General features: G+C 42.5%; 11 protein-coding genes and 1 other annotated feature. Of the genes, 1 reads left to right on the top strand and 10 read right to left on the bottom strand.

The window, feature by feature from the left end; translation table 11 throughout:
• Window positions 1-34: 34 nt before the first annotated feature.
• The 6 genes from IGJ74_RS08180 to IGJ74_RS08155 all read right to left on the bottom strand — a co-directional run bounded on the left by IGJ74_RS08180 (window position 35) and on the right by IGJ74_RS08155 (window position 7,853).
• The gene (locus IGJ74_RS08180) at window positions 35-1,696 is read right to left on the bottom strand and encodes a phosphoenolpyruvate carboxykinase (ATP) (protein WP_087664204.1); all 1,662 of its coding nucleotides are present in this window, start codon (window positions 1,694-1,696) and stop codon (window positions 35-37) included.
• 423 nt (window positions 1,697-2,119) lie between these two features.
• Window positions 2,120-3,487 (bottom strand): 23S rRNA (uracil(1939)-C(5))-methyltransferase RlmD, encoded by a 1,368-nt coding sequence (gene rlmD, locus IGJ74_RS08175; protein WP_218193120.1) that lies wholly within the window; start codon window positions 3,485-3,487, stop codon window positions 2,120-2,122.
• A gap of 244 nt (window positions 3,488-3,731) precedes the next feature.
• On the bottom strand, window positions 3,732-5,561 hold the full coding sequence (gene typA / locus IGJ74_RS08170; RefSeq protein WP_005236363.1) for a translational GTPase TypA: 1,830 nt from the start codon (window positions 5,559-5,561) through the stop codon (window positions 3,732-3,734).
• Between the two features lie 130 nt (window positions 5,562-5,691).
• Entirely contained in the window at window positions 5,692-6,459 is a 768-nt protein-coding gene (locus tag IGJ74_RS08165; RefSeq protein WP_005236366.1) for an inositol monophosphatase family protein, read from the bottom strand.
• Between the two features lie 8 nt (window positions 6,460-6,467).
• Window positions 6,468-6,740 carry a UPF0223 family protein gene (locus tag IGJ74_RS08160; RefSeq protein ID WP_008381425.1) on the bottom strand — a complete coding sequence of 91 codons (273 nt, stop codon included), beginning with the start codon at window positions 6,738-6,740 and terminating at the stop codon, window positions 6,468-6,470.
• Window positions 6,741-6,947: 207 nt separating this feature from the next.
• The gene (locus IGJ74_RS08155; protein WP_005236371.1) at window positions 6,948-7,853 is read right to left on the bottom strand and encodes a hypothetical protein; all 906 of its coding nucleotides are present in this window, start codon (window positions 7,851-7,853) and stop codon (window positions 6,948-6,950) included.
• A gap of 188 nt (window positions 7,854-8,041) precedes the next feature.
• Here IGJ74_RS08155 and IGJ74_RS08150 point away from each other — a divergent pair, with 188 nt between their 5' ends.
• Window positions 8,042-8,566, top strand: coding sequence for a type 1 glutamine amidotransferase domain-containing protein (locus tag IGJ74_RS08150; RefSeq protein WP_005236373.1), 525 nt, complete (start codon window positions 8,042-8,044; stop codon window positions 8,564-8,566).
• 72 nt (window positions 8,567-8,638) lie between these two features.
• Here the strand turns inward: IGJ74_RS08150 and IGJ74_RS08145 are convergent, their stop codons facing one another.
• From IGJ74_RS08145 to IGJ74_RS08130, 4 genes are all read right to left on the bottom strand, one after another.
• Window positions 8,639-9,838 carry an MFS transporter gene (locus tag IGJ74_RS08145; RefSeq protein WP_218193121.1) on the bottom strand — a complete coding sequence of 400 codons (1,200 nt, stop codon included), beginning with the start codon at window positions 9,836-9,838 and terminating at the stop codon, window positions 8,639-8,641.
• A gap of 162 nt (window positions 9,839-10,000) precedes the next feature.
• Complete coding sequence (locus tag IGJ74_RS08140) at window positions 10,001-11,272, bottom strand: O-acetylhomoserine aminocarboxypropyltransferase/cysteine synthase (protein WP_218193122.1); 1,272 nt, start codon at window positions 11,270-11,272, stop codon at window positions 10,001-10,003.
• 50 nt (window positions 11,273-11,322) lie between these two features.
• Window positions 11,323-11,576: a binding site (T-box leader), on the bottom strand.
• A gap of 110 nt (window positions 11,577-11,686) precedes the next feature.
• On the bottom strand, window positions 11,687-13,093 hold the full coding sequence (lpdA, locus tag IGJ74_RS08135; protein WP_087664207.1) for a dihydrolipoyl dehydrogenase: 1,407 nt from the start codon (window positions 13,091-13,093) through the stop codon (window positions 11,687-11,689).
• 7 nt (window positions 13,094-13,100) lie between these two features.
• Complete coding sequence (locus tag IGJ74_RS08130; RefSeq protein ID WP_087664208.1) at window positions 13,101-14,747, bottom strand: dihydrolipoyllysine-residue acetyltransferase; 1,647 nt, start codon at window positions 14,745-14,747, stop codon at window positions 13,101-13,103.
• Between the last annotated feature and the right edge of the window lie 15 nt (window positions 14,748-14,762).

Here is a 14,762-nt window from a genome sequence, read left to right as displayed (position 1 = left end):
GAAAAGCCGCTTGCGGAAGTTTGATTCAATGGGATTAGCCAGGAAGCTCATTTAATGTAGAAATCACATTTCCCATTGCCTTTGCTACCTCTTTAGGCAACTTATTATAGCCATCATTTTCTGTTTCTTGAGCCAAAATAAAGTCCAGCCGTCCTTGCATCCGCTCTCTTAAATGAGCAACATAGGAGGCATCTTGAAAATCGACTTCGAACCCTGTTACTGGCAGGTAACTCATTTCTGTGATTTCACCAAACCTCTTAAAATTGGCCTCGCCTTCCACAATTTTTTCAATCGATGTCAGCGTGACTTCAGGTGTGACCTTCTTGTCTTTGTAAAAGCCTGTATTTAGAATATAACAAGCCGTTTGGTTTTCTTTGAATAAGTTCATGAAATGGGCAAAATCTTCTTTTAAAGGATAGACTCTAAATGGATCGGCATAAGGCTCGATGACCAGTTTATCTATATCCGTGGTCTCGACAACATGTTCAGCTGTCGTGCGCTTCGTAGCTAAGGTCAAACCAAAAACAGCGGCTAAAATCGGATCGTCAATTTTTACTACAGGAGGTAGCGTGTCATCTTTCATGATCCAAAATACTGCATCGATCGGCGAATCTAAATGATCCACCCGGTTAGGTGTGACATACCGTGATTTGACGGTTCGACCATTCCCGTTACGAATATCTTGGGTGACGATGACCTTTTTTCCTTCCTCGTCTAAAGTAACCCCAACATTTTGACAGGTGATAAAGTAGCGGACATTTGGGTTGGTTAATGGATAGTCTTGCGTTTTATCAAAATAAGAAGGCTCCAGAGCAGTGGACGCACCATTTGTTTGATTGATCACAAACGCATCGTCATGCAGAACCTTGATATCATATTTGCCATCATGTTCTGCCAATGTAATGGTCGATTTTCCTGATCCTGAAAGACCAAAAGCAGCTATCGTAAATGTTCGATTCGGTAGCTGATATTGCTTCATTCCTCCATGACACGCCACAAAGCCATTGCGATGCGCGGTAGCCCAAGCCAAAGTTAATGTCGCTTTTTTCAATTCACCAAAATAGTTTAAGCCTAAGACTGCCGCAACATTGTGTTCAGGATCAAAGAGAGACAGCCCATAAGGAAAATCAGGATGTGTCCAGTCCGGATCAGCGTACAAGAAAATATCTGTCTCTGGATAGTTCTTGGAATGTTGATACCTTTCCTGCCATGATTTCGTCAGCATTTGAAAATTCAACAAATAAGAATAAAAATTGGTTTCATAGTACTCTGGTAGCAACAGGTGTGCTTTGACCATAAACGCTTCGTCTAACCCTACAACAACTTCACCGCCATAGAATTTTTTACGTGTCCCTTGAAATAAAGCATCTCTTAAAATCCCTTCATACAATTTTCGATCAATCCCGGGATGTCCGATGATGCGTCGAGCTGCCGCTGTCCGTCCAACAACTTTTCCGTCATTAAACACGATGACTTTAGCATCCTCCGGTAGTCCTAACTCCTTGGTGTGTGTGACCGGCATATCCGTAAGAATAGCGCCAGAAGATTCTTTTGCTAAGCGATAGGCCGTGGCTAGATCATGAATCCAAGTGACATTGTTCCCATAAAAAGCTGACTCTATCAACACTTTAAAACTCGACAAATGCGTATTCTGCGGTGTAATCTCTTTGTGTGAAAATGCACGAATCGTTGCCATGTGTAATCCCTCCTAACAAAAATTTTCTATTCACTACGTTTATTATAATACTTTCTAATCACCACACGCCATATTTTTATACACATTAACTATAAATTGCCGATAAACCATTTTGTTAAAGGATTGGGATGTCTGCATATTTGAAGCTTCACTGCTTTTTGCATTGATTTTTTCCCCGCTCATCAATAGTGAGAAAGAACAAAAAAACTGGTACAGAAAGAGTATCTTTCAGTTCCAGTTTCTGGTTTTATATTTCATCCATTCTAAACGTCACAATCGACATAATTAGATAGACAGATGGGTTTTAGTTGCTTATTTCTCAATTGACTTGCTTTCTCTAATAACTTTGCTATCGTAAGATTTTATGACAATTACCATAAAAAGAATTCAAGATCAAAATTGCTGAAAAAAACTTGTTGTTTCTTAACGACGTTCTAACAACACGACACACTCCACATGGGTCGTTTGTGGGAACAAATCAACAGGTTGGACTTCTTTTGTCACATACCCTTCTTCCGCAAATAACGCGAGGTCACGAGACAAGGTTGCTGGATTGCAGGAAATGTAGACGATGCGCTCTGGTTTAACCGCAGCAGTCGTTTCGATAAAGCTAGCATCTAAACCTTTGCGAGGTGGATCAACGAAGACGACTGTCGGTTGAATGCCTTCGCGTAGCCATTGCGGCATGATTTTTTCGGCTTTACCGATAAAGTAATGCACGTTTTCGACACCATTTCTTTTGGCATTGGCTTTGGCATCGTTCACTGCTTCAGGAATGACTTCCATCCCTAACACTTCTTTCACGCGATCAGCCAAACTAATCCCGATCGTTCCGATTCCTGCATAAGCATCCACAACGACATCATTTTCAGACAGTTGCGCCATCTCGAAGGCGGTTTGATACAAGACTTCTGTTTGCGCTGTGTTGACTTGGTAGAAAGATTTCGCTGAGATTTGGAAGGTTTTACCTAATAATTGATCATCGATCGATGACTTGCCATACAACACACGCTCGAATTCCCCCATGATCACATTGGTTTTTTCTTCATTGATGTTTTGAATGACAGAAACAACTTCTGGAATCTCTTCGTGGATCACTTCCGCGATTTCTTCTCCTTTGAAGAATTTCGGTTTACGTGTCACTAATACGACCATCATTTCACCTGAGTGATGCCCACGACGAACGACAATGTGGCGTAAGAACCCTTCATGGGCTTCTTCATTGTAGGCTTTGACATTGAACCGCTGCAAAATATCTCTGACTTTGATGATTGCTTGATCGATGTTTGGATCTTGAATATAAAAGTCTTCGATCGGTACCAGAGTATGGCTGTTTTTGCGGTAAAATCCAGTCGTTAATTCCCCATGGATTTTTTGCACAGGGATTTGCGCTTTGTTGCGGTAACCAAATGGTTTTTCCATTCCGATTGGCGCATTGACTGTGATTTCAGGCAATTTGGCGATTTTAGCCAAAACATTCTCTACTTGCTGCTGTTTGAAGGCTAATTGTTTGTCATAGCTCAAATGACTCAATGGGGCGATCCCGGTGCGCAACAATGCTTCATTCGGTAATTCTTGCCGATCAGGACTTGCTTGCAACAGTTTCATCACTTTGGCAAAACCAAATTTGTTGCCGACTTTCAATACTTTGACTAAGGCACGTTCATTTGGCAGGGTGTTTTCAATAAATAATAAGTACCCATCGACTTTGGCGATCCCATTTCCTTCATGGGAAAGATCCAAAATATCAACTTCAAGTTCCTGATTCTTTTTAACAGGATAATTTTTCATAGATTTCTCCTTTGTGCTTGCTTTCTTCATTTTAAAAAGGAATGGCCGAAATTGCAAGCGGTGCTTATTCTAACGGTTCAACTTGACTTCGAGCAAAAAAGAACCGAAGGAGGGAAATCGGATGATTGCTTTTTCTGGGTCCTGCGGCGAAGAGCCGCTGCAACACAGGAGCAATCCCTTTTCCATCCTTCGGAAAATCGAACAGATCAGAAGTGTTTAAAACTTTTGATCACTGTTTTAGTTATCAGTTATTTTTCTTTTTCTGTGATTTTTCCCGTTCGCTCTTGTTCAAGATTTGTTTTCTTAAACGAATGCTTTCTGGTGTTACTTCACAGTATTCATCATCATTCAAGAATTCCAGTGATTCTTCCAAAGAAAGAATACGAGGTTTCTTGATAACTGAGGTTTGGTCTTTGTTTGCAGAACGGACGTTGGTCATTTGTTTTGCTTTCGTGATATTGACCGTTAAGTCTTTGTCACGAGAGTTTTCACCAATGATCATTCCTTCGTACACTTCGGTACCTGGTTCAACGAAGACCGTTCCACGTTCTTCAATACTCATGATCGAGTAAGTCGTTGCTTTTCCTGTATCGATCGATACAAGTGCGCCTTGATGACGGCCACCAATTTGTCCTTGGATCATTGGCAAATATTGATCGAAGGTGTGGTGCATGATGCCGTAGCCGCGAGTCATTGATAGGAATTCTGTCGTGTAACCGATTAAGCCACGAGCTGGTGCCAAGAAAATGATCCGTACTTGTCCATTCCCTGTATTGATCATATCTTGCATTTCTGCTTTACGCATTCCCAATGATTCGATTACTGATCCCATGTATTCTTCTGGGGTATCGATTTGCACCCGTTCAAATGGTTCGCATTTCACGCCATCGATTTCGCGTTCGATAACTTCTGGACGAGAAACTTGCAATTCAAAGCCTTCACGACGCATATTTTCGATCAAAATTGACAAATGAAGTTCGCCACGTCCAGAAACGATCCATGAATCAGGTCCGATTGGATCCACACGCAATGAAACGTCTGTTTGCAATTGCGCCATTAAGCGTTCTTCAATTTTACGAGCGGTTACGAATTTTCCTTCGCGACCCGCAAATGGTGAATTGTTCACGATAAAGGTCATTTGCAAAGTTGGTTCATCAATGTGTAAAACAGGTAATGAATCTTGATGATCGATTGGTGTAACAGTTTCACCAACGAAGATATCTTCCATCCCAGAAACGGCAATCAAATCACCGGCTTTGGCTTCTTGGATTTCCAAACGTTTCAAACCGAAGAAACCGAAAAGTTTCGTCACACGGAATTTTTTAACTTCTCCGTTTAATTTCATCAATGCAACTTGGTCGCCGACTTTGATTGATCCGCGGAAGACACGGCCAATACCGATACGTCCAACGTAGTCATTGTAATCAAGCAATGATACTTGGAATTGCAATGGTTCGTCGCTGTTGTCGATTGGCGCTGGAATATGTTCGATGATCGTATCAAACAATGGTGCCATCGTTTTTTGTTGATCAGCAGGATCATCTGATTCACTTGAAGTTCCATTGATCGCAGAAGCGTAGATCACTGGGAAGTCCAATTGGTCATCGTCGGCACCTAATTCAATAAATAGTTCTAAGACTTCATCGACAACATGCTCAGGACGAGCAGATGGTTTGTCGATTTTGTTGACAACTACGATTGGCACTAAGTGTTGTTCCAACGCTTTTTTCAATACGAAACGTGTTTGAGGCATCGTTCCTTCATAAGCATCAACAACCAAAACAACACCATCGACCATTTTCATGATCCGCTCTACTTCACCACCAAAGTCCGCGTGTCCTGGGGTATCCATGATATTGATTTTTGTACCGTTGTATTCAACCGCTGTATTTTTCGCTAAGATCGTGATGCCACGTTCTTTTTCGATCGCATTTGAATCCATCGCCCGTTCTTGTAATTGGGTATGGCTATCTAACGTTTGGGATTGTTTCAATAATTCATCAACTAATGTAGTTTTTCCGTGGTCAACGTGGGCAATAATAGCGACGTTGCGGATATCATTTCTAATATTCAATTTATAAACTCCTTTTTTGGTGACATTGCACTCGACAAGCCATTATACCAGAATTTCTTTCTGAAATATAGTGCAAAGTTTTCATTTTTACAGAAAAAACCAGATATTAATAAAATATCTGGTTTTTTTCTTATTGATTAACGATCGCCAATAATTCTTCGAAAGCTTTCGGTGTACCGCCGACAAACAATTCCCGTCCATTCAAGGATAGCGGCTCTCCTTTGATGTTTGCCATTTTTAATCCAAGGGTTTCTAACAAAACGCCCCCTGGCGCATAATCCCATGGCGCAAGATGAGAAAGATAGCCTGCTCTTTGTCCTTTAGCGAGGGCGATCAACTCTACCCCAGCACATCCAGTCATACGAATGCCTAATGCTTTGTCACTGACTTCAGTTTCGTGGTGGCGGTTATGGATCAACATGGGTGAATTCAAGCCAACGAGACCCTCGGATAAGGCAATATCTTTCGGCGGTTCGATCTTCTTGCCATTGTTATAAACACCAATCTCTGGACCCCCCCATAAGAATTCATCTTTCATGACATTATAGACAAAACCAAAGCGCCCTTTGCCCTCTTCGTAGATCGCGATCATGATACAAAAGTTTTCTTTTTCCAACACGAAATTCATGGTTCCATCGATCGGATCAATGATGAAGACCCGTCCACTCATGTCGGCAAGTGTGTCCAGTCCGTTTTCTTCACCTAAAATTTTGGCATCCGGATCATAGGATTGGATCTTACCAATCAGAAAATCTTGCGTGGCTTTATCCAATTCTGTCACTAAGTCTTTCCGTCCTGATTTTGTCTCGACCACCAAGTCTTCTTTATTTAAATTGCCTTTGATCCTTTCGCCTGCAGCGATCATCCACTGGCGAACTTCATTAACGATTTCATGCATTCGTTGATCTACCCTTTCATTTTTAGTTTTCCCTCAGTCTTTTTCGCTGCCTGCACGGCATGGTATAACGAATAGCCTGATAGTTCTTCAAATTCTCTACCTAAACGGCGTTCCTCGCCAATGCTGGGAACGACTTTCTTAAAGGCTTGATACGCCTCAAGAAACGTGCTGCTAGGAAGGCCTTTTTCATAGGCTTGTTCTAACCGTTCCCACATCTTCATGACGACGACCATTTCATCCGTCGACCAATCTAAGTCCAGAGGATATTGATAATCCCGCATATTACCACTCCTATTCATCTTATTCAGTGTACCACAAAATTGAAAATAGGTCAGAGCCTCCGCTGCAAAAAAGGTACATTCTGGCAATGAATGTACCTCTGGTTTACAAACTATTTGGATTTCTAGAAGCTGAACTCCATGAATCTCAAATAAGAAGGAAATTCCTTTGTTCTTTCAACGAGATCGCTGATTAAAAGATGACCGATTTCAAAAAGGTTCGTCTAGAAAAGCCCGCAAAAACAAAAAATTTTTAATGATAGCAATTGATTTCCACCACTGTTTACTAATGAAAAACTCTGGGTAATCTGTTCCCCATTGCCATGGAATGACAAATGATCCGTCTGCTTGTTGGTGTTCTAAAATTTCTTCGGCTTCTTTTTTACATATTTCTTCACTAAAAATCCCAAGCAGCTGCTCTCTTGTAAAGAAAAAATTTGAAGGTTTGCTGACATAAGATGTGAACCACTCTTCTGGCTCGTTTGAGACTGCATGGCGAATTTGCCAGAATAAGATCTCGCGAAAGCGTTCATTTGCTAAAACAGGCTGATACTGGATTTCTTCACAGTCTTGTAATAATTCTAGATAGACGACTAATGTGTGCATTTCACTGGTTGGCTCCTTAAGAAAACTTGCAACTGCTGTTTCGGCGATTTCTTGTGCTTTTTGATAGAGGGTCGTTTCCCCTGTTCTTAAGATCGTACCAGCTAGACTGACCGTTGGGTTGTCTGCTGGCACGCCCACAGGACTCTCCCACCAAATCGCATGCGGATAGGATACCGTTGACGGCACTTGGTTGAGCCATTTCCCTTCAGAAAATTCTTTTCCACTAGCTAAATACCTTAGAATCCCTTGGACTTGTGGATTTGACGAATGAAGGCATTCAAGCTCTCGTAAAATTCGACATGCCTCCCACACTGCAATCGGTGTACTATTGGGATTCCAATAATCAGGTTCCAAACCATGCCCATAACCACCATCTTCATTTTGGTAGACTTGTAACGCCTGTAATACAGCCTCGCGAGATCCATTTTCAAAATGGTACTGCCAACGAGCAAGGTCTAAAGGGCGCGCGTTTTTGTAAATAAATTTTCGTGCTTTTTCGAATGCTTCCATATCTTCGCCTCCTTTGGCTTTCTTTTATTATCGCTTACTCCCCTAATGATTACAACGCTTACATCAATATCATTTCTCTGAACGACCATTCTCAGAATAGCTTCTTGGCATTTTTCAGGAAGCATACTTTTGGTGTTTCCCTTGGCATGATGTTACAGTAAGAATAACAAGAAAAAGGAGGAATTCTCTTGCGTTTAGAAAACAAAAAAATCATTGCCTTAGTCGACAATGATTTCGAAGATTTAGAACTTTGGTATCCGGTCCATCGGTTACGGGAAGAAGGCGCACAAGTCGATTTAGTCGGTGAAGAAGCGCATAAAACGTATATTGGCAAATATGGTGTACCCGCAGAATCAGCCTATGCTTTTTCTGATATTCACGCCGATGACTACGATGCCATCTTAGTTCCGGGTGGTTGGGCACCTGATAAATTACGGCGTTTCCCAGAGGTCATCTCTTTCGTGCGAACGATGGACAAAGACCAAAAAATCATTGGACAAATCTGTCATGCAGGCTGGGTCTTGATTTCTGCGAATATCCTGCAAGGCAAGACGGTTACCAGTACACCAGGCATCAAAGATGATATGACAAATGCTGGAGCCACATGGGTCGATACACCTGTGGTTACGGATGGACATATCGTTTCCAGCCGCCGTCCCCCAGATCTACCAGACTATATGCGGGAATTTATTGCTGTTTTAGAAAAGAAATAGTACCCATTGATCAGATTCAAAAGAGTTGCGACCGAAGGAAATACGGCCGCAACTCTTTTTTCTACCTATCGATCATTCGCTTATGATCGCTAATTTTTTGTTGCTTTTAGGGATTTTTTTCACACCGATAAAGGTCAATGCAGCACCCAAAACGGCAAACCCAGTCCCAATCAAAAGCATTTCCCAGACACCGAAGCTTTGGATCAGCATCCCCCCTAAAAGGTTGCCGATCACGCCACCGATCGTGGTAGCGATAATGATGATCGTTTGTCCAAAAACCCGGTCTTCATCTGCCAAACTATGGTTGAACAAATAAGCAGAAGCAGGAATAAACAAGGCAAAACTAACCCCTTGCATCAAATGGCTAATTTCCATCAGGATGATGGAGCTGATCAACAGCATCAGCACCCCACGAATGGCAAAGGCAACACTGGACAGCAACAGCCAAAAACGGCTAGACCGTATCCTCACTAACTGTTCAAAGAAAATCATACCCGGCAATTCGCATAACGCCGCAATCATCAGGGCGATGCCAACTTCCTTACTGCCACCGCCAATATCGGCAAAAATTTGTGCCAAAAAACTGTTGATCATCGTGTGGAAGCTAAAGAGAAAGCTAAACCCGACAAAGAGAAAGAGCAAAAAAGGATATTTTTTCAAAAAGGCACCTGAATGACTTTGTTCTGTAAGCATCACGGGCATTTCTGGCTTCTTGATCGCTGGCAGCAAAAGCAAAATAATGAGAAACAAAACGGCTTGCCCGATAGCGATCATTGGTAAAAGGGCTGCCGAAAACTCCTCTAAGAGCTGCCCCAGTAAAAAGGAGGTACCCGCAAATCCTAGTGACCCACCGGCACGGGAAAAGCCAAAATTGATTTTGTTGCCGCTATTTGTGTATTCAAACGCCAAGGCGTTGAGAAAGGACTGCATGGAAACGAGCAAAATCCCTCCTAAAACATAGGTCAGTATTGATAATCCAGGGACCATCACACCTGCTAAGAGCACCGCGACCACGCCGATTGTCATCGTTTTCAAGACAACGATCAGTGGTACTTTGCTTTTTTTGATAATGACTTGACTGATGAAGGGCTGCAAAATCGTAGACGCAATATTGACTAGGGCTAAAATACCGCCAATTTTTGCTGGATCGACCTTGAAATAAATCAAAAAGAGTGTCGCAAAGCCATAGATTGAGCAAAACATCATCCAATAAAGAAATTGCAAATTTGTGTAGTAAAACCGAATCCTCTTGTCACTTGCATGATTACGCATACATCCCCCACCTTATCCATATTCCTTAGCAACTAAATATAGCATAGAACCGATGGATTTACTATCCTTCTATCAACAGAAACCGCAGTTTTATTTGAAACACTAACTAGCAACAAAAAAGCGCAGCATAGTATCCTGCGCTTTTCCTACTGCTTCAACTATTTAGAGCTGTTGGAAGGCTTGCGTGAGATCTTCCAATAGATCGTTGATGTTTTCCAATCCAATGGATAGGCGAATCGTCTCTGGACGAATTTTGGCTGCTGCAAGTTCTTCTACGCTAAGCTGGGAATGGGTCGTCGAAGCTGGATGGATGATCAAGGACTTTGCATCCCCGACATTTGCCAGCAAAGAGAAGAGCTTGGTTGCGCCACAAAAGGTTTTGCTTGCTTCTGCCCCACCCTTTAATCCAAAGGAAAAGACGTAACTGGTCCCTTTGGAGAAATACTCCTGCGCCCGTTCAAAATAGGGGCTGTCCGGCAGGGTTGGGAAATGAACCCAAGAGACTTCCGAGTGCTCGGCTAAAAATTCAGCAACTTGTTGCGCATTTTCTACATGACGTTCCATCCGCAACGAGAGGGTCTCGATTCCTAACAGCAACACCCATGAATTGAAGGGAGAAATCGCAGCACCTGTATCCCGTAAAAGAATCGTTCGAGCCCGAGTGATATAGGCAGCGTTACCAGCGGCTTCTACCCATGAGATTCCATGGTAGCTATGATCGGGATCGACCAGCTTGGGAAATTTGCCATTTGTCCAATCAAAGTTGCCGCTGTCGATAATGGCCCCTCCCAAAGCAGCACCGTGACCACCGAGGTATTTTGTCGTGGAATAAACGACGATGTCCGCCCCATGCTCAAATCCTCGAAACAGATAGGGAGTCGCAAAGGTATTGTCAATGATGAGGGGAATCCCTGCTTCATGAGCGATCGCTGCAATCTTTTTAAAGTCGGCAATATCAATATCTGGATTGCCTAAAGACTCTAGAAAAACTGCTTTGGTATTTTCTTGGATGGCTGCTTTTAGTGCTGCCAGATCTTCACTATCAACAAAGCTTGTAGTGATGCCAAAATCTGGCAACGTATGAGCGAATAAATTATAGGTCCCCCCATAAATTGAAGCAGCAGAAACGATATGATCTCCTGCTTGTGCAAGATTTAAAATCGCATAGGTGATCGCTGCTGAGCCAGAAGCCGTTGCTAACGCACCGACACCGCCTTCTAAGAGGGCTAGTCGTTCTTCTAGAACAGCCGTTGTTGGATTGGTAATACGGGTATAGATATTGCCATTCTCACTAAGACTAAATCTCGCTGCCGCTTGATCTGCGTCCTCAAACACATACGATGTGGTTTGATAAATGGGTACGGCGCGACTCCCTGTGGTAGGATCTGGTGTTTGTCCTCCGTGTAATTGAATCGTCTCAAATCTTTCTGTCATACTATTCCTCCTTAATAATACAAATAAAAAAGCCCTCTGATATCGAAATATCAAAGGACGTGTTTACGTGTTACCACCTTTATTCAAGCAAACTTTCCAGCATGCTTCTCAGCAAGTACGCGACAAATAAACGTCGTTATACTCTGACGCGATAGCGGGCGCACCCGGATCTTCTTATCTTTCGTACAAGTTCAGAAGATCACCTCTGAGGCCATTTTCGATTGATTCTACAAGTTCTTCTTGCACCCTACGAAGACTCTCTAGGCTTGCCAAATCAATGTACTTTCCTCATCAACGGTTGAAATATTAAGAGCATCGTATCATTTCCAGAAGATTCTGTCAATAGCATAGGATCGCTTTATTTCTGGTGATAAAAAAACTCGTTCACCAAATGATGAACGAGTTTCATAAAGCTTAAATGTGGATTGGTAATCCTAGAGCTAACTCAGCAGCATCCATTGTGATCTCACCTAGAGATGGATGTGGATGGATCGTTAACGCGATATCTTCTGCGTTCATGCCAGATTCAATAGCAAGAGCAAGTTCTGAAACCATATCGCTTGCTCCTAGACCAGCAATTTGCGCACCGATGATCACATTGTCTTCAACCGTTGTTACTAAGCGGATGAATCCTTCAGTTTTTCCTAGAGATAACGCACGACCGTTACCTGAGAATGGGAATTTGAATGCTTTTGCTTCAATTCCAGCATCTTTGGCATCTTTGATCGTCATACCGACAGAAGCCAATTCTGGGTCAGTAAAGGCAACTGCTGGCATTGCTTTGTAATCAACGGCAACTTTTTTACCAGAGATTGCTTCAGCAGCGATTTTTGCTTCGTAGCTAGCTTTATGTGCTAATGCAGCACCAGGTACGATATCACCAATTGCGTAGATGTTTGATACGTTGGTACGGCCTTGTTTGTCAACCGTGATCAATCCGCGTTCGCCTACTTCAACACCTGCTTGTTCTAAGCCCATGTCATCAGTATTTGGACGACGACCAACAGTAACCATCACGTAATCAGCAGTAACTGATTCTTCTTTACCATCTACGGCATATTTGACAGTTACGCTATCGCCATTGTCAATTGCTTCTTTCGCCATTGCGTTGGTAACGACTGTTACACCTTTTTTCGCAAAGTCTTCTTCAACCAATTTGACCATGTCTTTTTCATAGGTTGGCAAGATTTGAGGAGAGCCTTCAAGGATCGTTACATCTGCCCCTAGGTTTGCATAAGCTGCACCTAGTTCAGAACCGATGACACCGCCACCGATAACAACGAATTTTTTAGGAACTTCTTTTAATGCCAATCCGCCAGTTGAATCAAGAACACGTCCGCCGAATTTGAAACCAGGGATTTCAATTGGGCGAGAACCTGTTGCGATGATTGCATTGTTGAAAGAGTATGTTTGTGCTGAATCTGGGTGGATGACACGCAATGTGTGATCATCAACGAAGAAAGCTTCTCCTTCAATCGTTTCTACTTTGTGTTTTTTCAATAGGAAACCAACACCTGAAGTTAACGTTTTAACGACTTTGTTGTCTTTCCATTCTTGTGTTTTGGTAAAATCAAGGGAAACATTTTCACTTGTTACACCAAACATTGTTGAATCCAAAGATTCTTGATAATGATGACCTGCAGCGATCAAGGCTTTTGAAGGGATACAACCAACGTTCAAACAAACGCCGCCGATGTATTCTCTTTCAATGATTGCTACTTTTTGTCCCATTTCAGCAGCGCGGATGGCAGCTACATAGCCGCCAGGTCCCGCACCGATTACAACTGTATCTAATTCAACAGCAAAATCTCCAACTACCATTTGTTAATCATCCTTCCATCATTAATAGCTCTGGATCAGCTAATAGACGTTTGATATTATTCATTGCTTGTTGCGCTGTTGCGCCATCAACGATACGGTGGTCGAAGCTTAATGAAAGTTTCATCACACGTCCGACAACGATTTCGCCTTCAGCGTTTACGATTGGTTGTTGCGCGATTGTACCTACACCCAAAATAGCTACTTCAGGGTAGTTGATTACTGGAGTGAACCAGCCGCCACCAACTGAACCAATGTTACTGATTGTGATGGTACCATTACGCATATCATCTGCAGCCAATTTGCCGTCATGAGCAAGTTTTGCTTTTTCGTTGATTTCATCAGCGATAGCAAACATGCCTTTACGATCTGCATCTTTTACGTTTGGTACATACAACCCATGGTCAGTATCTGTTGCGATACCGATGTTGTAATAGTTTTTGTATACGATCTCTTGTTTTGCATCATCGATCGACGCATTCAAGATAGGGAATTTTTTCACTGTTGCAGTCAATGCTTTTACAACATATGGTAAGAAAGTAAGTTTTGTGCCGTTTGCAGCAGCAACTTCTTTGAATTTCTTACGATTATCCCATAGGTTTGTTACTTCAACTTCATCATGCAAGGTTACATGAGGTGCTGTTTGTTTGCTGTTTACCATCGCTTTAGCGATTGCTTTACGTGTAGGTGTTAAGGCAACACGTTCTTCTAAATCACCTAAGTTTGATTTGAAGGCTTTTGCTGGAGCTGCTGGTTTGCTTTCAGTTGCTACAGCTTTTGTTTCTTCTTTCGCAGGAGCTTGAGTTTCAGCTTTTGCAGCTTGTCCGCCACCTGATAGGAAGTTTTCGATGTCTTCTTTTGTTACACGTCCGCCTTTACCTGTTGCAGATACTTGGGAAATATCCACATCTTTTTCGCGAGCGAATTGACGGACAGAAGGCATAGCCAAGACACGTTTGTTAGGATCTGCTGCTTCAACAACACTTGCTGAACCAGAAGTTTCCACTTTTTCTTTTGGTGCTTCTGCAGGTGCGCTTGATGAAGCAGGCGCACTGTTGTGACCAGGTGCGTCGATTTCAACTAAAACATCACCAACATTTGCAACTGTTCCTTCAGCAACAACGATGTTTTTCACTGTTCCTGTTACTGGAGATGGGATTTCTTCGACTGATTTGTCGTTTTGAACTTCAAGCAACGTATCGTCTTCATTGATGGTATCTCCTGCTTTAACGAACCATTTTACGATTTCGCCTTCTGCAATTCCTTCACCGATATCTGGTAATTTGAATTGGAAAACGCCTGCGCCTTCAGAAGAACCAGCTGATGCTTCAGCCGTTTCCGTTGTAGGTTCTGCTGCTGGTTTTGCTGGTGTTTGAGACTCTGCTGCTACACCTGCATCGCCTTCGTTGTCTTCATGTCCTGGTGCATCGATCTCAACAAGGACATCTCCAACGTTTGCGACTGTACCTTCAGGGACAACGATGTTTTTCACTGTTCCTGTTACTGGAGATGGAATTTCTTCCACTGATTTATCATTTTGAACTTCTAGTAAGGTATCATCTTCATTGATGGTATCCCCTGCTTTGACGAACCATTTTACGATTTCGCCTTCTGCAATTCCTTCACCGATATCCGGTAATTTAAATTGAAATGCCATTTTCTATTCTTCCCT

The sequence above is a fragment of the Enterococcus sp. AZ009 genome, from assembly GCF_050548785.1.
GTDB lineage: Bacteria > Bacillota > Bacilli > Lactobacillales > Enterococcaceae > Enterococcus_D > Enterococcus_D entomosocium.
This window is presented reverse-complemented; position numbering and strand designations above follow the sequence as displayed.